The sequence below is a fragment of the Acinetobacter sp. YH12241 genome (assembly GCF_013417535.1).
Taxonomy (GTDB): domain Bacteria; phylum Pseudomonadota; class Gammaproteobacteria; order Pseudomonadales; family Moraxellaceae; genus Acinetobacter.
Window position 1 is genome coordinate 1 of record NZ_VPDQ01000033.1, and the last position, 22,610, is coordinate 22,610.

Annotated in this window: 20 protein-coding genes and 1 pseudogene; 14 read left to right on the forward strand and 7 right to left on the reverse strand. The window is 42.6% G+C overall.

Annotation, left to right across the window (positions count from 1 at the left end):
• Positions 1 to 261 precede the first annotated feature (261 nt).
• Complete coding sequence (locus FTV18_RS13545) at positions 262 to 1,404, forward strand: acyl-CoA dehydrogenase family protein (protein WP_125279075.1); 1,143 nt, start codon at positions 262 to 264, stop codon at positions 1,402 to 1,404.
• Between the two features lie 82 nt (positions 1,405 to 1,486).
• On the opposite strand, the gene FTV18_RS13550 is transcribed toward FTV18_RS13545, so the two are convergent.
• A complete protein-coding gene (locus FTV18_RS13550) occupies positions 1,487 to 2,005 on the reverse strand; it encodes a DJ-1/PfpI family protein (protein ID WP_180018496.1) in 519 nt (172 codons plus the stop codon).
• Between the two features lie 487 nt (positions 2,006 to 2,492).
• Between FTV18_RS13550 and pheA the strand changes: the two genes are divergently transcribed.
• From pheA to FTV18_RS13575, 5 genes are all read left to right on the forward strand, one after another.
• Complete coding sequence (pheA, locus tag FTV18_RS13555; RefSeq protein ID WP_180018494.1) at positions 2,493 to 3,602, forward strand: prephenate dehydratase; 1,110 nt, start codon at positions 2,493 to 2,495, stop codon at positions 3,600 to 3,602.
• Between the two features lie 66 nt (positions 3,603 to 3,668).
• Positions 3,669 to 4,760 (forward strand): histidinol-phosphate transaminase, encoded by a 1,092-nt coding sequence (hisC, locus tag FTV18_RS13560; protein WP_180018492.1) that lies wholly within the window; start codon positions 3,669 to 3,671, stop codon positions 4,758 to 4,760.
• 3 nt (positions 4,761 to 4,763) lie between these two features.
• Positions 4,764 to 7,010 carry a bifunctional prephenate dehydrogenase/3-phosphoshikimate 1-carboxyvinyltransferase gene (locus FTV18_RS13565; RefSeq protein WP_180018490.1) on the forward strand — a complete coding sequence of 749 codons (2,247 nt, stop codon included), beginning with the start codon at positions 4,764 to 4,766 and terminating at the stop codon, positions 7,008 to 7,010.
• A 100-nt stretch (positions 7,011 to 7,110) separates the two neighbouring features.
• Positions 7,111 to 7,476: a hypothetical protein gene (locus FTV18_RS13570; protein ID WP_166136040.1), complete on the forward strand. Its 366-nt coding sequence runs from the start codon at positions 7,111 to 7,113 to the stop codon at positions 7,474 to 7,476.
• Positions 7,464 to 7,904: a GNAT family N-acetyltransferase gene (locus FTV18_RS13575; RefSeq protein ID WP_227607381.1), complete on the forward strand. Its 441-nt coding sequence runs from the start codon at positions 7,464 to 7,466 to the stop codon at positions 7,902 to 7,904. The genes FTV18_RS13570 and FTV18_RS13575 overlap by 13 nt, the downstream gene beginning before the upstream one ends.
• A gap of 138 nt (positions 7,905 to 8,042) precedes the next feature.
• Here FTV18_RS13575 and FTV18_RS13580 read toward each other — a convergent pair whose 3' ends face one another.
• On the reverse strand, positions 8,043 to 8,675 hold the full coding sequence (locus FTV18_RS13580) for an alpha/beta hydrolase (RefSeq protein WP_159123226.1): 633 nt from the start codon (positions 8,673 to 8,675) through the stop codon (positions 8,043 to 8,045).
• 122 nt (positions 8,676 to 8,797) lie between these two features.
• On the opposite strand from FTV18_RS13580, the gene yaaA reads away from it, so the two are divergent.
• The 6 genes from yaaA (at position 8,798) to rnhB (ending at position 14,730) form a co-directional block, all read left to right on the forward strand.
• Positions 8,798 to 9,580, forward strand: a complete 783-nt coding sequence (yaaA, locus tag FTV18_RS13585; protein ID WP_004815385.1) for a peroxide stress protein YaaA — start codon at positions 8,798 to 8,800, stop codon at positions 9,578 to 9,580.
• Between the two features lie 1,108 nt (positions 9,581 to 10,688).
• A complete protein-coding gene (locus tag FTV18_RS13590; protein WP_180018489.1) occupies positions 10,689 to 12,011 on the forward strand; it encodes an NCS2 family permease in 1,323 nt (440 codons plus the stop codon).
• Positions 12,012 to 12,088: 77 nt separating this feature from the next.
• A complete protein-coding gene (locus FTV18_RS13595) occupies positions 12,089 to 13,090 on the forward strand; it encodes an adenosine deaminase (protein ID WP_004815391.1) in 1,002 nt (333 codons plus the stop codon).
• A gap of 82 nt (positions 13,091 to 13,172) precedes the next feature.
• The gene (locus FTV18_RS13600; protein WP_004815392.1) at positions 13,173 to 13,517 is read left to right on the forward strand and encodes a hypothetical protein; all 345 of its coding nucleotides are present in this window, start codon (positions 13,173 to 13,175) and stop codon (positions 13,515 to 13,517) included.
• Between the two features lie 184 nt (positions 13,518 to 13,701).
• On the forward strand, positions 13,702 to 14,082 hold the full coding sequence (locus FTV18_RS13605) for a hypothetical protein (RefSeq protein WP_180018487.1): 381 nt from the start codon (positions 13,702 to 13,704) through the stop codon (positions 14,080 to 14,082).
• Between the two features lie 57 nt (positions 14,083 to 14,139).
• Positions 14,140 to 14,730: a ribonuclease HII gene (gene rnhB, locus FTV18_RS13610; RefSeq protein ID WP_180018485.1), complete on the forward strand. Its 591-nt coding sequence runs from the start codon at positions 14,140 to 14,142 to the stop codon at positions 14,728 to 14,730.
• A gap of 79 nt (positions 14,731 to 14,809) precedes the next feature.
• On the opposite strand, the gene csrA is transcribed toward rnhB, so the two are convergent.
• The 3 genes from csrA to alaS all read right to left on the reverse strand — a co-directional run bounded on the left by csrA (position 14,810) and on the right by alaS (position 19,354).
• Positions 14,810 to 15,067, reverse strand: coding sequence for a carbon storage regulator CsrA (csrA, locus tag FTV18_RS13615; protein ID WP_004784202.1), 258 nt, complete (start codon positions 15,065 to 15,067; stop codon positions 14,810 to 14,812).
• A 248-nt stretch (positions 15,068 to 15,315) separates the two neighbouring features.
• On the reverse strand, positions 15,316 to 16,596 hold the full coding sequence (locus tag FTV18_RS13620; protein ID WP_159123232.1) for an aspartate kinase: 1,281 nt from the start codon (positions 16,594 to 16,596) through the stop codon (positions 15,316 to 15,318).
• A gap of 64 nt (positions 16,597 to 16,660) precedes the next feature.
• On the reverse strand, positions 16,661 to 19,354 hold the full coding sequence (alaS, locus tag FTV18_RS13625; protein WP_180018484.1) for an alanine--tRNA ligase: 2,694 nt from the start codon (positions 19,352 to 19,354) through the stop codon (positions 16,661 to 16,663).
• A gap of 409 nt (positions 19,355 to 19,763) precedes the next feature.
• Between alaS and FTV18_RS13630 the strand changes: the two genes are divergently transcribed.
• Positions 19,764 to 20,792 carry a type I glyceraldehyde-3-phosphate dehydrogenase gene (locus FTV18_RS13630; RefSeq protein ID WP_180018482.1) on the forward strand — a complete coding sequence of 343 codons (1,029 nt, stop codon included), beginning with the start codon at positions 19,764 to 19,766 and terminating at the stop codon, positions 20,790 to 20,792.
• Between the two features lie 179 nt (positions 20,793 to 20,971).
• The gene (locus FTV18_RS13635; RefSeq protein ID WP_005236433.1) at positions 20,972 to 21,268 is read left to right on the forward strand and encodes a hypothetical protein; all 297 of its coding nucleotides are present in this window, start codon (positions 20,972 to 20,974) and stop codon (positions 21,266 to 21,268) included.
• 36 nt (positions 21,269 to 21,304) lie between these two features.
• Here the strand turns inward: FTV18_RS13635 and FTV18_RS13640 are convergent.
• Together FTV18_RS13640 and FTV18_RS13645 are read right to left on the reverse strand one after the other, a co-directional pair.
• Positions 21,305 to 21,605: pseudogene (locus tag FTV18_RS13640) on the reverse strand (AzlD family protein).
• On the reverse strand, positions 21,602 to 22,282 hold the full coding sequence (locus FTV18_RS13645; protein WP_373686956.1) for an AzlC family ABC transporter permease: 681 nt from the start codon (positions 22,280 to 22,282) through the stop codon (positions 21,602 to 21,604). The pseudogene FTV18_RS13640 and the gene FTV18_RS13645 overlap by 4 nt, the downstream one beginning before the upstream one ends.
• Positions 22,283 to 22,610 lie beyond the last annotated feature (328 nt).

Genomic DNA, 22,610 nt, shown 5'->3' on the forward strand with positions numbered 1-22,610 from the left:
CTCATGAAATACGGTATTCTGATGTGACAAAACCTGAATCCTGGTCGTTAAAGTGTTTGTTTGCACTCATATTTTAACTGTTAGGACTCAGGTTTTTTTATTTAAAGCAAACTATGGGACAGCAGTGAGCTTCGGCTTCCTTTTTTATTTTTATTTGACTGTGAAGTTAGCGAAAAAATAAGTCAGGCACATGACAGCCTTTCTAAAAATAGTTAGCCTGTGCACAGGAAATAAAACGATAAACACGATAAGGATAAAAGAATGCTGGCTTACGATGCTGACCTGGAACTTTTCCGCGACAATTTCAAACGCTTTATGAATGAACACGTAGCGCCTTACTATGAAGAGTGGGAGCGTGAAGGCATGATGCCGCGTTCAGTCTGGAATGCGATGGGTGAAAATGGCTTCTTATGTGTCGATGTTCCGGAAGAATATGGTGGCTACGGTGTTCCGACCCACTATTCCCTGATGTTAATCGAAGAGTCAGCTCGAGCAGGCTATAGCGCCATCTCAACCGGCCTGTCTTGTCACTCGGATATCGCAGCGCCGTATATCTTGCATATCGGTACAGAAGAGCAGAAAAAATACTGGCTACCGAAAATGGTATCTGGTGAAGTGGTCGGTGCGATTGGCATGACTGAGCCGGGTGCAGGTTCTGATCTGCAAGCCATGCGAACCAATGCCATCTTGCAGGGTGACCATTATCTGTTGAATGGTTCTAAAACTTTTATCTCCAATGGTCAGCATGCTGACTTAGTCGTATTAGCCGTGAAAACAGATCCACAAGCACGCGCCAAAGGTGTGTCTTTGATGCTGGTGGATACGCATCTGGAAGGCTTTAAAAAAGGCAAGAACTTGGACAAAATTGGTCTGCATTCACAGGATACTTCAGAGCTGTTCTTCGATAATGTCAAAGTACCGAAAGATCAATTGCTGGGTCAGCCAGGTCAGGGCTTCGTCTATCTGATGCAGGAACTCCCACGTGAACGTACCGCTATTGCTGCTACTGCACTGGGCGCCATTCGTGGCTCGATTGATGTAACGACTCAATATGTCAAAGAGCGTCAGGCCTTTGGTCAGGCGATTGGTCAGTTTCAGAATACCCGCTTTGTACTGGCACAGGCCAAGATTGACGAGCTGGCAACAGCAGCTTTCTATAACCAGAATGTTGAGTTGTATATGCAAGGCAAGCTGGATGTTGAAACGGCAGCAGCGCTAAAGAGCTTTTCAACAGATATGCAGATGAAAGTTGCTGATAATCTGCTTCAGCTCTTTGGTGGTTATGGCTATATGACGGAATATCCGATTTCGCGTTTCTTTGTTGATGCTCGCATTCAACGGATCTATGGCGGTACCAATGAAATCATGAAAGAAATTGTTGCACGTGGTCTGCTTGGACGTTAAAAATCAACAGATAAAAAAAGAGTCCGAAATGGACTCTTTTTTTATAGAAAGAATATTCTTGAAATCTAGATATTTTATTATTTTAAGATTTTAGTACATCCAGACATTCATGAATAAAAATTGGCAAATCATTTGGCACTCGAGATGAAATCAGCTGATTATTGTCATTGACCAGTTCAACATCATAATACGTCGCACCCGCATGTTGTACCCTAGGTGCATGCGCACGGATACTGGTAATGATGCGGTTCTTTAAAACATCGGCTTCACTCAGGAGTAAGGAGGCATCACAAAGACTAAAAATGGTCTTTTTGGCCTCATTAAAAGCCTGAATGAAATGTAAGACTCGCGTATCGTTGGCGAGGGACACTGGTGATTCACCGCCTGGAATGAGCAGGGCATCAAAATCCTCAATACTGATATGATCAATTCCCCGATCAATGATTACACTCGACTGGCCATGTAGTCCATGTACGACTTTTCCGGCATGCAATTCAATATTACAGACACTGTGCTCTGCAGCAAGTAAGGCTGCAACAGGTTCAGTATATTCAAGATCTTCAAAATTATTCGTTACAAGTACCGCTATTCTTTTTGGCATTATAGGCACCCCCAATATAGTTTTAAATTAGACTAGCGATTTAAGGTTTAAAAAACGTCTCTGCTTTGTAACCAAATAGTGATTTAGTGTAAAAAATCCAATTAAATCAAAGGAAAATGATCAAAAAAACAGTTTTCTATGTGCATTTTATTGTGAACTGTCACTCAGATTTTAAGTAGTTAAACTAGAGGAATCGAGATGGCTTTATTTTTATTTTCTTATGCTTAAAATCGTTATGTAGATTAAGAAATAGTGATATTTCATCTTGATAAAAATCAGTTAAGATGGGCGAGCAAAGTTTACAATTTGATAATGTAAAAGATGCGAAAATGCTGAAAGAAATGTTACCAGATATGACTAAAGCGATGAACGGTTAAAATCAAATCCCTGTTTTTAAGAATTAATCTACTAAAGTTATATTGTGTAACATTTGCAGCGCACTAATTGTTATACTGCACAGATAAGGTTTATGAAGGGCGACATCACGATGATCAACGACGATCAAAACACAACGGCTTCTTTAGATTTGGCTAAAATTCGTGAAGATATCGATTCAGTTGATCAACAAATCCAGCAATTGATTAACCGTCGTGCACGTTTGGCTGAGGCTGTAGCAAAAGCGAAATTCGCATCTGAAGAAAATCCGCTGTTTTACCGTCCGGAACGTGAAGCACAGGTTTTGCGCAATGTTATGGAGCGCAATGAAGGACCATTGTCAGATACGACGATGGCACGTCTGTTCCGCGAGATCATGTCGGCTTGTTTGGCGCTTGAAGCACCGCAAAGTATTGCGTTCTTGGGACCTGTCGGTACCTACACACACTCAGCAGTATTGAAACATTTTGGTCATGATGCTGTGGTTCGTCCATTACCGACTATTGATGAAGTGTTCCGTGAAGTAGAAGCGGGCAGTGCACATTATGGTCTGGTGCCTGTTGAAAACTCCTCTGAAGGGGTAGTGAACCACACTTTAGACTGTTTCAAGACTTCGCATCTGAATGTGATTGGCGAAGTAGAATTACCTATTCATCACCAGTTCCTGATCTCTGAAAATACCCGTAAGGACAGTATTAAACAGATCTATGCACACCAGCAGACTCTGGCTCAATGCCGTCAATGGCTGGATGCCCATTATCCAGGTGTAGAACGTGTGGCACTCAGTTCAAATGCTGAAGCTGCGCGCCGTATTCAGAATGAATGGCATTCTGCTGCGATTGCTTCTGAAATTGCTGCGAATATTTATAATCTTGAGATTATGCACAGCAATATTGAAGACAACCCAGAGAACACGACACGCTTCCTGGTGATTGGCCGTGAAAAAGTGCCACAAAGCGGTAATGATAAAACTTCATTACTGGTGTCTGCACATGACCGTGCCGGTGCATTGCTGGAAATTCTGGCTCCATTTGCCAAGCACAACATTAGTCTAACCAGTATTGAAACTCGACCTGCACTTCCTGAAAAATGGGCTTATGTATTCTTTATCGATCTTGAAGGTCATATTGAGCAGGAAAATGTTAAAGCTGCGATTGAAGAAATTCGTCCGCTTGTGAAAGAAGTCCGCGTGCTTGGTTCATATCCTGCAGCTGTTTTATAAAAGCAGCCTTTCGTGGTTAGTGCGAGGGTGCTAGCCACTGTTTCATCTGTAAATCGGAAGTATAAAATGTCGTTTGTCCCAGCCAATGAAGGCATCTCTAAATTAAAGCCATATCAACCAGGTAAACCGATCAGTGAACTTGAGCGTGAGTTGGGCATCACTGATATCGTGAAACTGGCTTCAAATGAAAACCCGCTAGGCTGTTCAGATAAAGTCAAAGAAGCAGTGGCTGCGGAACTGGCGGAAATTGGCCGTTATCCTGATGGCGGTGGCTTTATCCTGAAAGATCAGATCAAGACACAATTCGGTTTTGATCATAACCAGATTACTTTGGGTAATGGTTCAAACGACTTACTGGAAATATTTGCCCGTGCATTTGTTTCTGAAAAAGATTCAGTGGTGTATAGCCAGCATGCGTTTGCGGTATATGCACTGGTGACTCAAGCGATTAATGCCGAAGCGATTGAAGTGCCAGCAAAAGGTTTTTCGCATGACCTTGAAGCGATGGCGGCTGCGGTAAAAGACAACACCAAACTGATCTTTATTGCCAATCCGAACAACCCGACAGGCACCTGGTTCGAAGAAGCTGAATTTGAAGCATTTATGCAGAAAGTGCCTGCGAATGTGATCGTGGTACTGGATGAAGCCTATGTGGAATATTTCCCGGAAAACTTCAATAGCCTGAAATTCCTGAAACAATATCCAAACCTGATTGTCAGCCGTACGCTGTCTAAGTGCTATGGTCTGGCTGCGCTGCGTGTTGGTTTTGCTTTGGCATCTATTGAAGTGACTGATTACTTGAACCGTATCCGTCAGCCATTTAACGTCAACCATTTAGCCATGGTGGCTGCGGTTGCTGCACTGAAAGATGAAGCATTTATCGAGAAATCTCGTGAAGTGAACAAGGCGGGTATGGCACAGCTAGAAGCCGGCTTCAAAGCTTTAGGCCTGAACTATGTACCTTCACGCGCAAACTTCATCTTGGTTGATGTACAGGCTGATCCAGCTGAAACATTTAACAAGTTGTTGAAAGAAGGCGTGATCGTACGTCCAGTGGGTATTCCAAACCACCTGCGTGTATCGATTGGTACTGAAGCTGAAAATGCCAAATTCCTTGCTGCATTAGGTAAAGTACTTGGCTTAGAGGCGAAAGCTTAAGTTATGTCGCAGCCACTGTTTGAAAAAGTTGCCTTTATCGGACTTGGACTGATTGGTTCAAGTCTGGCGCGTGTCATTCAGGCCGAGCATTTAGCCAATGACATCGTGGCATCGACCCGCTCACAAAAAACTTTGGAAGATGCCAAGGCACTCGGTCTGATTACCGACGGCTATGCAGATCCTGTAGAAGCTGTTCAAGGGGCAGACCTGGTTGTGCTGGCACTACCTGTGCGTGCAACCCAAAAAGTGCTGGAAACTATCAAGCCTTATCTGTCGGAAAATGTCATCCTGACTGATGTTGGCAGTACCAAAGGCAATGTGGTGGATGCAGCCAAAGCCATATTTGGTGAAAATCTGCCAGCCGGTTTTGTGCCGGGGCATCCAATTGCGGGTGCAGAACATACTGGTGTACATGCGGGTAAGGTGGATCTGTTCGCTAATCACAAGGTGATTTTGACACCGTTGCCAAGCAGCGGACAATGGGCGGTCGAGAAACTGATTCAACTGTGGCAGGCGGCAAAGGCGGAAGTGATTTGTATGGATGTGGAAAAGCACGATGAAGTGCTGGCACATACTAGTCATCTTCCGCACCTGATGGCCTTCAACTTGGTCGAACAACTGGCCAAGCGCGAAGACAATCTGGATATTTTTCGTTATGCTGCCGGTGGCTTCCGCGACTTCTCGCGTATTGCTGCCAGTGATCCACAAATGTGGCATGACATCTTTTTTGCCAATAAAAAGGCGATTCTCAATGCCGTGGACGGCTTTGAAGCTCAACTCGCGATTATCCGCAAGCTGATTGAAGATGAAGATTCACAAGCCTTAATGGGCTTATTGGGGCATGCGCAGGCGGCTCGTCAGCACTTCAATCATATGCTCGCCAAGAAACCTCTCATGGAGAAAAATAAAGTGACACAACAATTTACCATTCAACCAGGTGCCAAGACGTTCCAGGGTAAATTTACCGTGCCAGGTGACAAATCTGTGTCACACCGTTCCATCATGTTTGGTGCCATCGCTGAAGGTACGACACATGTGACCGGGTTCCTTGAGGGTGAAGATGCGCTTGCAACTTTACAAGCCTTCCGTGATATGGGTGTAAGCATTGAAGGTCCTAAAAATGGTGAAGTGACCATTCATGGCGTAGGTATGCAAGGTTTAAAAGCGCCGAAGTCTGCGCTTTACATGGGCAACTCGGGTACTTCCATGCGTCTGTTGTCTGGCATGTTGTCAGCACAGAAATTTGACTCGGTGATGACCGGTGATGCTTCGCTGTCTAAACGTCCAATGGAGCGTATTGCTAAACCATTACGTTTGATGGGTGCACAGATTCAAACTACGGGTGAACGTGGTACACCACCAGTATCGATTACCGGTAATCAAAACCTGAAAGGTATTCAATACGACTTGCCAATGGCATCGGCTCAGGTGAAGTCTGGGATTTTGCTAGCGGGTCTTTGGGCTGAGGGCGAAACTTCAGTGACTGAACCTGAACCAACCCGTGACCATACTGAACGTATGTTGCGTGCGTTTGGTTATGACGTAAAAACTGAAGCTAACCGTATTTCCCTGCAAGGTGGCGGCAAACTGGTGGGTACCAATATCCAAGTCCCATCGGATATTTCATCTGCTGCTTTCTTTATGGTCGGTGCAGCGATTACTGAAAATGCTGACGTGACTTTGGAAGCGGTAGGCATTAACCCGACCCGTACTGGTGTGATTGAAATCCTGAAACAGATGGGTGCGGACATCACTGTTGAAAATGAACGTATTGCGGGCGGTGAACCGATTGCAGACATTCGCATTCGCGGTACACGTACCTTAAAAGGCATTCATATGCCAGAAGACCAAGTGCCATTGGCGATTGATGAATTCCCGGCATTGTTCATTGCTGCTGCATGTGCAGAAGGCCAAACGATTCTAACTGGTGCTGCTGAACTGCGTGTCAAAGAATCGGATCGTATTCAGGTGATGGCAGATGGTCTGAAAACCATGGGCATTGATTGTACGCCAACTGATGATGGCATTATCATTGAAGGTAAGGGCAAGGCAGGTGACTGGTCACCAATCTTTACCGGTGGTGAAATTGAATCGCATCATGATCATCGTATTGCCATGAGCTTCTCAATCGCAGGTCTGCGTAACTCAGGTGAAATTAAGATTGTTGGGACTGAAACTGTCGCAACCAGTTTCCCAACCTTCACTGAACTGACTTCTCAAGCTGGTCTGGCGATTGAAGTGACAGAATAATTCTAAAATTTACATGAAACAGCCAAGCTTTTGCTTGGCTGTTTTGTTTATATTGGCTTATGCTAAAACCATACAACAAAAAAGCCATTTGGATGTAGCAATGCGAAAATTAAAATTTATGGCCAATCCTCAGAGCCAGCAACAATTACAGGGCAGTCAGCAGACTCAGGAATATGTGGCACATCTGCTGACGGAAGAGCTCGGTAAATATGGCTTTAAGACTTTGGCGCAAAGTGGTGCACAAGTGGCCGTAAGTGTCGATGAACATGAGTTGCCATTATCAGTGAGCTGTGAGACACGAGACCAGGAAGGGCACCTGATTTGTGAAATTGCTTCTTATCCGGATGAAGAACAGGACTGGCTGGACCGGATTACAGAACAAAGTTTATTAAATCAGTTGGCACAAGCTGTTGAAGCATCGCTGAAAGAACAAGAAAGTTTTAGTGAGTTTGAGTGGAAGAACTAGTTCAACAAATGCAAAGGGTTTTGCCCATACTACAAAGTGAACGTCTTGTTTTAGATTATTTTAAGCCATCTGATGCTGCGGAAGCCTATGCCTCGATTACCCCGAGTCTGACTCGTTTTATGGCATGGGATGCACCGGAATCTGAACAGATATTTGCAACAGTCTGGCAAAACTGGCTAAACAATATGGCTGATCATAAAGAATATATCTTTGTGATCCGTCATATTGAAAGACATGAATTTATCGGATTATGCGGTTTGCATCGACTGCATGATGAAATACCTGAAGTGGGTATCTGGATTCGTGAAAAGGCGCATGGTCATCATTATGGACATGAGGCAGTACGTTGCATTGTGGCCTATGCTTTCAATACATTAGGGATCAAAGCTTTGAGCTATCCGGTAGCCGAAGAAAACTGGGCTAGCTGAAAAATTGCAGAACGTGTAAGTGGAAAAATTACCAACCACCTAGATAAACCTAAATATCGGGCTGTAATTTATGAAATTCATGCTAAAGATTTTATTTCTGAATAAAAAAACCTCATCATTCGATGAGGTTTTTTTTGATCAGCTTAATGCGAGGAAACGGCTCATCGCAATCCGAAGCTGTTTTAAATAACCGGTAAAGAAATGATTTGCGCCAGGCAGGATCGTGACCAGATGACGTTGAGGCTTGGCCCATTCAATCATGTCGGATAAAAGCGTGACATCATCCGCTTCACCATGGATAAATAAAATATCACCTTTGATCTGTGGAGTAACATAGTGACGTAGGCCAGCTACGGTTGCAGTCGGTAGACCACACAAAATCACTTTTGAAGGTTGCAGTTCAACGGGCAGGGCAGCGTAACACTTGGCCATGACATGTGCGCCAAAACTGAAACCGCCTGCAAAGAAAGGCAGGCCAATATGTTGGCGACGCGCATATTTAATGACTTCAAGTATATCATCCGTTTCACCAAAGCCTTCATCATGCAGACCGGCACTTTGACCAGAACCACGGAAACTTGGACGATAGACAACACAACCACGCTCTAAAAACATTTGTGCCAGTAACACTGGAACCTTATGTTGTGGTGTGCCACCTTGTAATGGATGGGGATGACAAACAATCGCGAATCCTTTCACTTCACCCTGAGGATAATCCACAAAAACCTCAAGTTGGCCAGCAGGGCCTTGGAGGAAGATTGGTTCGGACATAGAAAACCGATAAATTGCAGGAGAATTTTCTATTTTAACGATTATGATAAATAAAAACATGAATTGGAATTAAAATAAGTCTACTGATATAGTTTGATTAATCATTTTTTAACCAGGTTGCTATGCTTGCTTTAATTTCACCAGCCAAGACTTTAGATTACGAAACGCCTTTACCTACCGATCAATTTACTCAGGCAAGATTGCTGGAACATTCCCAGGAATTGATAGAAGTTGCCCGCAAGTTATCAGCAACTGAAATTGCCAGCTTAATGAGCGTCAGTGAAAAAATTGCCAATCTGAATGCGGAACGCTTTAGAGACTGGCAGCCAGATTTTGATTTTTCCAATGCTCGTCAGGCAATCTTTGCCTTTAAAGGGGACGTTTATACCGGTCTGGATGCTTACCAGTTAAAGCAGGATCAGATTCATTACGCACAGAACCATCTGCGTATGTTATCCGGCCTATATGGCTTATTGCGTCCGCTGGATCTGATGATGCCTTACCGTCTGGAGATGGGAACCAAATTGACTAACCCACGTGGTGCTCATCTCTATGAGTTCTGGGGACATACCATCACTGACCTGATCAATCATGATCTGGCAGCAGCAGAGTCTGAAATTCTGGTCAATATTGCCTCTGATGAATATTACAAGGCAGTGAAAGAAAGCAAAATTCAGGCTGAAATCATCAAGCCGGTATTTTTAGATCAGAAAAATGGCAAATATAAAGTCATCAGCTTCTATGCCAAGAAAGCTCGTGGATTAATGGCGCGCTTTATCATTGAAAACAAGATCAAACGAACTGAAGACTTAAAAGCCTTTAATACCGATGGGTATTATTTTGATGCTGAAAGTTCATTAAAAGGTGAGTTGGTATTTAAACGTGATGAGCAGCTGGCTGCTTAAGATAAAAGATTCACCCAAGACTGAATGAAGAAATTTTCTTAAAATTCTTGGGTGGATTTAAGTTTAGTAATATTGGGTTGAATTGAATAAAAATTAAAGAATAGGGAAGGAACTTTCAAAATATCATTTATTTAGAAGAATTTTTAACAGGAAATGAAGAATTTTTTTAAAAGAAAAGCTAAATAAAATAATGCAAGCTATAGTGAGCTTTAAAAGATATTTTTCACTCGATAAATTTATATAGTAAATATAAATTTTTAATGAAATAAAAAATAGAATCAACTAATTAATTTCTTTTAATATTCAAAAAGTGACTAAAAAATAAAAAAATTATGACTTAAAAAATTATGATTAATTGAATAAGAAGTATAAAAAAACGAAGAATATAAAAACTCTAAATAATTGAAAAAACTGCATTTTATCGGATTATTTGTAAACTATGTCACAATTTTATTGTTATTTTGTTAGCATAACTTCAATGCTGTTACATAACTCAACTACAAAAATGAAAATTTATACAATTCCTATTTTTGTGCTGATGGTGGGTTTACTCGGTTATTGTGTTCACCAACAGGCCGAAACAAAAAAACATGAAGAGCTTCATCAGATTCTGAAAGAAGTACAACATTCAACTAAATTGCTGAATGCAAATCGGCCCCGACCTTAATAGATTTGCACTAAGCTCTTTGATTAGGGAATCAGGTACAAAGATAAAAATAAAATTATAATAAATAAAAGAAAATTTAATAATAGTAGAACTAGATTATATTAATTTTTAATAAAATATAAATTCTAAGAAGCAATCAGAAATCAATGTGTTATAATTTGCAAAAGATAAAGTTAGATCAAATTTACTTAAATTAAGTATTTGATTCTAATGATGAAAAAAGCTGCATAGGGGTTATGCAGCTTTTTTGTTTAGCTTGTTTTTTGAGTTTTTCTAGCGCAGTTTTCTTACTGTTCGCTATTGAAACATTTTGACCCGCTAAATGGCGAAGCTGGCATATTCGTTGCTAACAGATCCTTAAAATTCATGAAGTTTTCTATAAAATTTCATGAATCCGGCGGCATGCTTAAAGCATAAAGTTTACTCAATAGGGGCTAGGTCATGACGACTCCTAATCCATCTTCAGAAAATATGCTGGAACGTCTGTTCAAACTGAGTGAAAACAAAACCAGTTTCCGTACAGAAGTTCTGGCAGGTGTAACCACGTTCCTGACAATGTGTTACATTATTATTGTTAATCCGATGATTTTATCCGAAACCGGGATGGATCATGGGGCTGTCTTTGTAGCCACCTGTCTTGCAGCCGCAATTGGCTGTCTGGTGATGGGGCTAATTGCCAATTATCCAATCGCACTTGCACCGGGTATGGGCCTGAATGCCTTCTTTACCTACTCAGTCTGTCTGGGAATGGGTGTGCCTTGGCAAACTGCATTAGGTGCAGTATTTGTATCTGGTCTGATCTTCATTGCCATCAGTATGTTCAAAATACGTGAGGCGATTGTCAATGCCATTCCAATGTCACTCAAACTGGCGATTGGCGGTGGTATTGGCCTGTTCCTGGCCCTGGTTGCACTGAAAAATGCTGGCATCATTGTTGATAATCAAGCGACCTTGGTGGGTCTGGGTGATTTGAAACAGCCAACTGTTATGCTTGCGCTACTTGGCTTCCTGTTAGTGGTGGTAATGCATCACTTCAAAGTACGTGGTGCGATCATTATCAGTATTTTGGTAATCACTGCGATTTCTACTGCTTTAGGTTATAACCAGTTCCAAGGTGTAGTGGGTCAAATTCCTTCACTGGCACCAACCTTCCTGCAAATGGACTTTCAAGGTCTGTTTACAGCCAGCCTGATCGGTGTGATCTTCGTATTCTTCTTGGTCGATCTGTTTGACTCTACTGGTACGCTAGTAGGTGTTTCACATCGTGCAGGTTTGTTAAAAGATGGTAAATTGCCGCGTCTGAAAAAAGCATTATTTGCCGATTCTTCTGCGATTGTTGCAGGTGCTGCTTTGGGTACTTCTTCAACTACACCTTATATTGAGTCATCAGCGGGTGTTGCAGCAGGTGGTCGTACCGGTCTGACTGCCGTCGTAGTTGGCTTGCTGTTCATTGCCTGCCTGTTCCTGGCTCCATTGGCTCAATCTGTACCAGGCTTTGCAACTGCACCAGCATTGCTATTTGTCGGTGTATTGATGATTCAGGGTATTGTCCATATTGAATGGGATGATATTACTGAAGCGGTTCCGGCGTTCCTGACCATTGTATTCATGCCATTTACGTATTCAATTGCAGATGGTATCGCAATGGGTTTTATCAGCTATGCGCTGATTAAACTGTTGACAGGTAAAGCGAAAACTGTTCCATACATGGTATGGATCATCGCAGTACTGTGGGCATTGAAGTTCTGGATGTTTGGCGGCTAATTTTTGTCGAATATCAAAAGGGTGTAAACTCAGTTTGCACCCTTTTTTATTTTTCTCAGGTTTAATCAGGAGTAGCGATGAACCGTCTTGAATTGATTCAGGCCTTGCCAAAAGCTGAGCTGCATGTGCATATCGAAGGTACCTTTGAACCTGAGTTAATGTTTGCAATTGCACAGCGTAATGAAATTAGCATTCCTTATAAATCGGTTGAGGAAGTAAAGCAGGCTTATAATTTCCATAATCTGCAATCTTTCCTAGATATCTACTACGCGGGCGCCAATGTTCTGATTCATGAACAGGACTTTTATGATCTGGCCTGGGCGTATTTTGAAAAATGCGCAGATGACAATGTCGTGCATACTGAAATGTTCTTTGATCCGCAAACCCACACCGATCGTGGCATTGCTTTTGAAACCGTGATCAATGGCTTGCAGAGAGCCTGTGATGATGCGAAAGCTAAATTAGGCATTACTTCACATCTGATCATGTGTTTCCTACGTCATCTTAGTGAAGAAGCAGCATTTGAGACATTAGAGCAAGCACTGCCTTATAAAGATCAAATCATTGGAGTAGGGTTGGATTCAAGTGAAGTCGGGCATCCACCGTCTAAGTTTGAACGTGTCTTTGCCAAAGCGCGTGAAGCCGGTTTTCTGGTGGTTGCACATGCGGGTGAAGAAGGTCCGGCAGAATATGTCTGGGAAGCTTTGGATTTATTAAAAGTAAACCGTATTGATCATGGGGTACGTTCTGAGGAAGATCCAGAATTGATGCAGCGTTTGATTGCAGAGAAGATGCCGCTTACAGTATGTCCACTTTCAAACCTGAAACTGTGTGTGGTAGATGATATGCAGCAGCATAATATCCGTCGCCTGTTGCAGCACGGCGTGCATGTCACAGTGAATTCAGATGATCCATCGTATTTCGGTGGTTATATGAATGACAATTTCATTGCCATTGCTGAAGCTTTGGACCTAAGCAATGATGAGCTAAAACAGCTGGCGATCAATTCTTTTGAAGCTTCATTTATTTCTGATGCTGAAAAACAGAAATGGATCAGCCTGATTCAGGCACTCGTTTAAAATATCATTCCAGTAAATTTGTTAGCCCAAAGAGGGTGGAGTTCGCTCTGCCTTTTTATTTAATCTGATCTGTGAACCAAAGATGAAATTAAAATTCCTGTGGCCTGTTCTGGCTGTTAGCTTAATCAATCCTGCTTGTGCAGATACCTCAATGACTCAGAAAGCCCTGAAACCTCTGATTGAATATCAGTGTGGCCAAGAGCTGAAAGATTCCAAAGTCTGGAAAATGGGTACTTATTTCATGGCTGAAGCCAATAAACAGCATTTACAGCAAAAAGTATGTGGCTGTGTAGGTGAGCATGCCTTGGAAGGTGTTCCGGCTAAAACCCTGTTAAAAGCAACCGTTGATGAAGAAACTAAAAAAGAGCTGACCCGTAAAGCAATTGCCAATAGCTTAAAAGGCTGTATGGGCGAGTTTATCAATTAAGGATTTTTGGGTGCTGGCTTATTCAGGCCTTACCCTTAAATGAGTAGTGAGTCTTCTTTCCTGTGATGGCTGTGAATCTGGCTGTGCGCAGATTAGACATCATGGCGCATTTTTAGATTTCTTATTGCGATAAACTTCGGCACAATAGCTGCATATTTTAAAAGTTGAAAAAAGGATAAAATCCGTGAAAAAATTATTGGCTGTTGTTGCTCCATTAGCACTTGTTCTTTCTGCCTGCGTAGCACCCGAAGGTACAGGCACCCCAACTCAAGCAAGTACAGGTCAGCAACTCGGTTCTGCAGCCATTAAAATTGCCATCAATGCAAAATGTGTTACTGAACTAAATAATATTCCGGCTTGGCAAACTGCAACACGTTTAATGACAGAAACACAAAAACAGAATATCCAGTCTGAAATTTGTGGTTGCGTGAGTGAAAAGGCACCACAAAACGTGACTGCGGTAGATTTGGCGACTGCAGCAATTGACCCAGCAGCACGTGCAACTATTGTAGGCAATGTCGTTGCAAATACTATTAACGCTTGCGTGGCTGAAGCGGTAAACTAAGTCAAAATCAAATTTGAATAGGCTGACTGGTTCAGCCTATTTTTTATGGGAAATAAAATGAATATTGCTGGTGTAGATGAAGCAGGGCGTGGGCCATTAGTAGGATCGGTGGTCGCTGCGGCTGTGATATTGGATCCGAATAACCCGATTGAGAGCTTAAATGATTCCAAGAAGCTAAGCGAGAAGAAGCGCGAAAAACTTTTTATTGAGATTCAGGAAAAAGCACTGGCTTGGGCCATCGCTGAAGCCTCTGCGGCAGAAATCGACGAGCATAATATTTTGCAGGCCTCTTTGCTGGCAATGCGCCGCGCTGTGGAAGCATTAAGCATTCAGCCGGAACATGTGCTGGTCGATGGCAACAAGATTCCTCAAGGCCTTGCGATGAGCTGTGATGCCGTCGTAGGTGGGGATGCCTTGCATCCTGAAATCTCGGCAGCCAGTATTCTGGCAAAAGTGACCCGGGATCGCCAGATGGTGGAGATGGATCAGAAGTATCCGCAATTTGGCTTTGCCAAGCATAAGGGTTATCCGACCAAAGCACATTTTGAAGCGATAGCGTTACATGGGGTAATTGATGAGCACCGTCGTAGTTTTGGACCGGTGAAAAAAGTGCTGGCAGCGTTACTTGATCAGCAGCAGGCGGGATAAAGTCTGATTATTTTGCTATGCAGTTGAAAATTAGGCAAATTAAAAGCGGCTTAAACGCCGCTTTTATATTCATACAAAATTAACGGTTAAAGTTATTTTGTGTCTGGTTATCATCTTCATAAGAAGAAGGCTGATAATCCTGGTCAATATGCTGAAGATGTTCATGCATTGCACGTTCATGCTGGATACGCTGGTAAATCTCTTCACGGTGTACAGAGACTTCTTTCGGAGCATTTACCCCAATACGAACCTGGTTGCCTTTTACACCAAGTACAGTCACGCTGACTTGGTCTCCGATCATTAAAGTTTCCCCGACGCGTCGAGTCAAAATCAGCATGTTTCTCTCCTTGCAAAATGCAAAACCTGCAATCTATTGAATGTAATAAAAAAACACAACCTAAAATTATATAATTAAAGTTTGAATAGAAAGTCCTGTCCATGAAATGAAGAGGTTAACTATCCAGACTGTTGAAAATCCTTAGGCTTAATATAACAGAGCCACTATAAAAAAAACTATAGTGGCCCTGCATTTTTGTAGAGATTTAATGAAATACTGTCAGACAATGACGGTATTTTGTAGTTCTCTTAAGCGCGTGCGCTAGATTCACCATGTTCACGGTCTAAACCAAACGCAGTGTGAAGTGAGCGAACTGCAAGCTCAAGATAATTCTCTTCGATAATTACTGAAATCTTGATTTCAGAAGTAGAAATCATCAGGATGTTGATGCCTTCATCAGCAAGGGCAGTGAACATTTTGCTCGCTACACCAGCGTGAGAACGCATACCTACACCTACGATAGACACTTTTACGATATCATCACGAGTTGCAACTTCACGTGCGCCAATCGCTTGAGCAGTTTCTTCAAGGATTTTTTTGGCTTTAGCGAGTTCACCGCGGTTTACAGTAAACGTGAAATCAGTTGTACCATCTTCTTCAACGTTCTGGATAATCATATCCACTTCGATATTGGCATCACCAATTGGTTTAAGAATTTTAGATGCAATACCTGGCTCATCTGGAACACCCAGAATAGTCAGTTTAGCTTCGTCGCGGTTGAACGCGATACCAGAGATAATTGGCTGTTCCATGTTGTCTTCCAGTTCAGTAGTAATAAGAGTTCCGACGTTGTTTTTGAAGTCTTCGTCAAATGCGCCATCATTGTCATTATCGAAGCTTGAGAGTACGCGTAAAGGCACTTGGTACTTGCCTGCAAATTCTACAGAGCGAATTTGCAGGACTTTAGAACCTAAAGATGCCATTTCCAGCATTTCTTCGAAAGAGATACGGTCTACTTTTTTCGCTTTAGGCGCAACACGAGGGTCAGTCGTATATACGCCATCAACGTCTGTGTAAATCTGACATTCATCCGCTTTAAGCGCTGCAGCAAGTGCGACACCTGAAGTATCAGAACCACCACGGCCTAAAGTTGTGGTATTGCCATCAGCATCAAAGCCTTGGAAACCAGCCACCACGATCACGCGGCCTGCATCCAGGTTTTCAGTCAATACATCGGTATCAATAGATTCGATACGTGCTTTGGTGAATGCACTGTCAGTTTTAATACCAACCTGGCGACCAGTTAAAGATTTAGCTTCAACGCCAATTGAATTCAGCGCCATAGCTAACATGGAAATCGTTACCTGTTCACCCGTAGAAACCATTTGGTCAAGTTCACGTGGGTCAGGGGTTTCGGTAATGGCTTTCGCGAGAGCAAGCAAGCGGTTGGTTTCACCACTCATAGCAGATACGACTACAACCATCTTGTGGCCATGGTCATGCCAGCGCTTCACACGACGAGCAACATTGAGAATGCGCTCGGGAGTACCCATTGAGGTACCGCCATATTTTTGAACGATTAATGCCATAGTTGTTCCATATAAACCATGACCCTGATTTTCCGATCAGGGTCAGTTACACAAAATGAAGTTTTTATTTTGCTTCAAGCCAAGCTGCTAAATCAGCCATCACTGGAGCAAACTTCTCGTTAAGTGGCGCGCCACCTTGTGCCAAGTCAGGTTTACCACCACCTTTACCACCTAGCTCAGTTGCCAAGTGTTTGATGATGTCACCCGCTTTAATAGAAGCAGTAAAGTCTTTAGCTACAGATGCAATCAAGCTAACCTTGTCACCCTCTACACCTGCAAGAACAATGACTGCATTTTCTAATTTTGATTTCACACCATCGTGCAGGTTACGTAGTGCTTTCGCATCCATACCCTGAACAGTCGTGATTAATGTTTTACGACCAGCAAGCTCTTGAACCTGGCTTAAAAGTTCACCGGCTTGTAGGCTTGCCAATTTTTGATTCAGCTGTTCAATCTGTTTTTGCAATTGATGCGCAGTGTCCACCACAGCTTCAACTTTTTCGACTGTTTGATGGTTCTGTGCTTTTAACAAACCATTGATATATTGAACATCACGATCGACTTTCTGTACGGCTTCAACCGCTTTAGTACCGGTTACGGCTTCAATACGACGTACACCTGCTGCGACACCACCTTCAGAAGTGATTTTGAACAGACCGATGTCACCTGTACGTTTCACGTGAATACCGCCACACAGCTCGATTGAGAAGTTTTTCTCGTCAATCACTGAACCCATAGACAATACGCGAACTTCTTCACCGTATTTCTCACCGAACAGCATCATCGCACCTTTGGCTTTCGCAGATTCGATGTCGAGCAGTTCAGTGGTAACAGGCGTGTTGGCAATCACTTCGGCATTTACCAGACGTTCAATTTCTTGCAGTTGCTCAAACGTTACAGGCTGATCGTTAGCAAAGTCGAAACGTAATACGTCAGACGCAACCAATGAACCTTTTTGTTGTACGTGTGAACCCAGGATTTGACGTAGGGCAGCGTGTAGCAAGTGAGTTGCAGAGTGGTTACGTGCAGTTGCGGCACGAATGTCGGCTTTAACCGTTGCTTCCACGTTTTGAGTAACTTTCAAGTTACCCATAGTCACGATACCTTGGTGAACGAATGCACCACCAGATTTTTTGGTATCTTGAACTTCGAAAATACCGGTATCGTTTTTGAAGAGTCCTGTATCACCGATTTGACCACCGCTTTCTGCATAGAAAGGAGTCTGGTTAAGAACGATTAATGCTTCGTCGCCTTCAACCACTTCGTCAACCTGTTCGCCATCTTTATAGATTGCGATGATTTGACCTTGACCTGCTGTTGCGTCATAACCTTCAAACTGAGTTTCGCCTTCAACTTTAACAACGCTGTTATAGTCGATTGCGAATTTACCTGCATCACGTGCGCGTTGACGTTGTGCAGCCATTTCTTTTTCAAAGCCAACTTCGTCAATCGTTAAATCACGTTCACGTGCGATATCTGCTGTAAGGTCAGTTGGGAAGCCGTAAGTATCATAAAGTTTGAATACGATTTCACCTGGAATCACAGAACCTTTCAGGTTTGCCAATTCGCCTTCAAGCAATTTCAGACCTTGCTCAAGTGTTTTCGCGAATTGTTCTTCTTCTTTCAGCAATGCAGCTTCGATACGTGTTTTGTTTGCTTCAAGGTCTGGATAAGCAGCACCCATTACATCAATTAAAGGCTGAAGCATTTTGTGGAAGAATGAACCAGTCGCACCCAGTTTGTTACCGTGACGAACTGCACGGCGGATGATACGACGCAGTACATAACCACGACCTTCATTCGAAGGGTTCACACCATCCGCAATCAGGAAGCAGCATGAACGTGCATGGTCAGCCACAACTTTAAGTGAAGCAGGGTATTCAACCGGTTTGTTTTCAGCTTGTGCTTTCGCTTCAATATCTGAAGTATCTAGACCGATAATTTCAGCAGCAGCTTTTAACAGGTTTTGGAACAGGTCGATTTCATAGTTAGAGTTGACATGTTGCAGAACCGCAGAAATACGCTCAAGGCCCATACCGGTATCAACAGAAGGTGCTGGAAGAGGGTGCAGGACGCCATCCGCAGTACGGTTGAACTGCATGAATACGTTGTTCCAGATTTCGATGAAACGGTCGCCATCTTCTTCAGGTGTACCAGGCAGGCCACCCCAAATGTGCTCACCGTGATCATAGAAGATTTCAGAACATGGACCACAAGGACCAGTATCGCCCATTGCCCAGAAATTGTCTGATGCGTATTTTTCGCCTTTGTTATCACCAATGCGGATAATACGGCTGGCATCTAGACCAACTTCTTTATTCCAGATATCAAACGCTTCGTCATCAGTGTGATACACAGTTACGTACAATTTGTCTTTAGGCAGTGCCAGCCATTTGTCGCCGGTCAGAAATTCCCAGGCAAATTTAATCGCATCACGTTTGAAGTAATCACCAAACGAGAAGTTACCCAGCATTTCAAAGAATGTGTGGTGACGAGCTGTGTAGCCAACGTTATCTAAGTCGTTGTGTTTACCACCTGCACGTACACATTTTTGTGAAGATGTTGCACGAACGTAGTCACGTTTTTCCAGACCCAGGAAGCAGTCTTTAAACTGGTTCATACCAGCATTGGTAAACAATAATGTTGGGTCGTTGGCAGGAACCAGAGAACTCGACGCGACACGTGTATGCCCTTGCGATTCAAAGTAGCTTAAAAAAGCTTCGCGAATTTCAGCTGATGTCATAAAACGAGTACTCACAACCAAGTCACTCCATAATTTCCGATTTGGCTAAAAACATCACAGTCTGACAAGAAGGTTGGTTCTCTGCTGCAATGCGGGGCTTAAATATTTAAAAACGCCAAATTATAACGGAAAATGCCTGTTCAACCAATGATTTTCATATTTATAGATCATAAAACTATAAGGAATGAATATTGGAAAAATCAGAAAAATGCCCTGCAAAATCAAAAGCTATTGTCATTACAGCAATTTATCTTCATTCTCGCTGATAGAAAGACTGGATTGCTTCAAGTAAAGCATGAATTTTTCGATGAAATATTGGACATTCTGTGTAATTTTTAGTGGATTTAGCTGAATAGTTATCAGTCAGCTGGATAATTCCATTAATATAGGCGCATAAAGTTTTATGCCGCAGTAGGGAACGTCGATGCAACGTATCGCAATTAATGGTTTTGGACGAATCGGACGCAATGTGTTGCGTGCATGGTTTGAAAATCCGAAAGATTTTAATTTTGACATCGTTGCCATTAATGACGTTGCCGACGTTGAAACCTTATTGCATTTATTTAAATATGATTCTACTCATGGCCGTTTCCCGGGGCAGGTTGATCTGACGTATGAAGATGAGTATGCCTACCTGCATGTCACTTATCGCGATGCTTATCAGAAAGTTCAGGTGTTAAGACAGGCGAATCCGGTGGAAATGCCATGGCATGAACTGAATATTGATGTGGTATTGGAATGTACCGGCTTATTCCGTTCGCGTGAGGCTGCGACTCAGCATATTACTGCCGGGGCAAAACGGGTGATTATCGGCGCTGCACCGTTTGATACGGTGGATGCTGCAATTGTCTATGGCGTCAACCATCGTGATGTCAAAGAAAGTGACCAGATTATTTCTAGCGTGTCTTGTACTACGCAGGCATTGGTACCGCTAGTCAAAATCATTGATGATGCCTTTGGGATTGAGACTGCACTGATGACTGAAATTCATGCGGTGACTGCGGATCAGTCAGTACTGGATCATGCCCATCGTGATTTAAGACGTGCCCGTGCTTCCGGGCAAAATATTATTCCAACCACATCTTCAGCTTTGGGTGCTTTAAAACGCGTAATGCCGAAGATGGAGAACCGGATTGATGGTTATTCGATTCGCGTGCCAACCATTAATGTCGCAGCAATTGATCTGACTTTTATTTCTCAGTCACCCATTACTGATCATCAGTTAAATGAACTATTAATTAACGCTGCACGTCAGGATTTTGCTGAAATCATGTCTGTGACAGATGAGCCTTTAGTATCTTCAGACTTTAATCATTCGCCTTACTCATTGATTGTGGATCTGACCCAAACCCTGGTAGTGGGGCATCAGGCTAAAGTATTTGCCTGGTATGATAATGAATGGGGTTATGCCAACCGTTTGCTGGATCTCTGTGAATCCTTTTATACAGATTAAGCTATTTTGAAAGCATCCCAAATGGGGTGCTTTTTTATGCAAGATTAAAAAATTAGAAGAAAATGAATAAGAAGTTGAACGTAATTGATCGAAAAGCTCTGGATTTATGCCGAATATTTCTGTGATCTGGATATTTTTTCGTTAAGATAAAGATAATTAAATGGAATAAGAGCAAGCACATGATGTTGATCTGGGGATTTATTATATTACTGACCTTGGCTGTGATTTTTTTGATCTGGCTGCAATTTAATAATAATGAGAGTTCACAAAGTGTGGAAGGCGTGCCAGTTGAGGAAAAAGTGGCGCATCTGGAAGAAAATTTAAAAAAGACCTTGGAAATTATGCAGGATCTGGCGAAAAAGATGCATGTGCAGCAGGAAGTACTGGATCAGACTACAGCCAAACTGCAAAAAGTTGAACTGCAAAATGCAGAACTGGTAAATCTGCTCGCTAAAGTAGTAGAACCAAAGTCATAAGACCTTTTTATGCTGGCCTAGCCTTATATAAAGGATTTAAACCAGTAACGTTCTTAAAATAACTGCCGAGGCCATGCTAATCAAAATGGTCGGCAGCATGCCAAAGCGTGATGCAACGAATAGTGTCACCATTATAGCGATCAGATCAGCTGGATCATCTCGTAAAAAAATATGGGGTGATCATCGAAATCAGTACACAACCCGGAATCACTTCCAGAATTTTACGCTGACGTTTGCTCAAAGTTTTATTTTTGAGTAAGACATAGCTAAGTATCCGAGTGCAGTAAGTCGTTAGCGCCACCAATAAGATGGCGATAAAAGTGCTCATCTGGATCATGCTTCATTCTCCTGAATGAGCCAGAAGGCAGAGGCAATGCCTGCAAGCGCACCAATCAGCACATACCAGTTTCCCGGTAGATAGCTATAAGCCAGTGCAGCACAAATACAACTGATTAGCCAAGGTCTGGCTTCAATAAAGCCTTTCCACATACCTTTCAGTAAGACCAGCATAATGGCGGGGAAAGCCATATCAAAACCAAAACGGTTAATGTCTCCTAGCACGGGTCCAAGCAGGGCACCGAGTGTCGTAAAGCCGACCCAAGCCAGATAAAGAACAATACATAGCCCGGCATAATAAAGCAGACTAAAAGCATATCGATAACCAAACTGTGCCAGTCGACGCTGTGCATCTGTCAGGCTTAAGGCCCAGCTCTCATCCACCATAAAAAATAATGCCGGAAAGACTTTTCGATTTGGAAGATGTCTTAAATAAGGTACTAAACTGGCACCGAGCAGAATATAGCGGCTGTTAATGAGAAAACTAATAAAGATTAAGGTAAGCAGATGCGGTGGATCAGTCCAGGCTTCTAAAACTGCAAACTCGGAACCGCCAGCAAAGTTCAGCCCGGTCAGCAAGGGAACCTCAAGCAGGCTAAAATCTTTTTGTGCTGCTGTTGCGCCCAAGACCAGCGCGAGAGGAATTACACCTAATAATAAAGGTATGCAGTCTTTCACACCACGCTAGAATTCACTCAGAGGAGTGGCATCAGAAGGCGTTATACTTGGCTGAAAGGGAGGCATGAGATAATCAGGTTTTATTCTAGAGGGAGAAAGAAAGTTTATAAGAAATACAGAAGTCTTTGCAGTCCCTTTAAACTCTACCAGAATGATGCTGTTTTCTTGGTCATTTAAGTCTGCACATTAGGTTTTTGTATAGGATTATTTTTAAGCATCTAGTACTGATATTTTATAAATTCTTACCCTTGGATAGATGAGGATTGAATCAAGAATAAGTTTTTCGTCATTGTTTTGGTTGGGGAAATATATTAGAAAATCAAGTTGA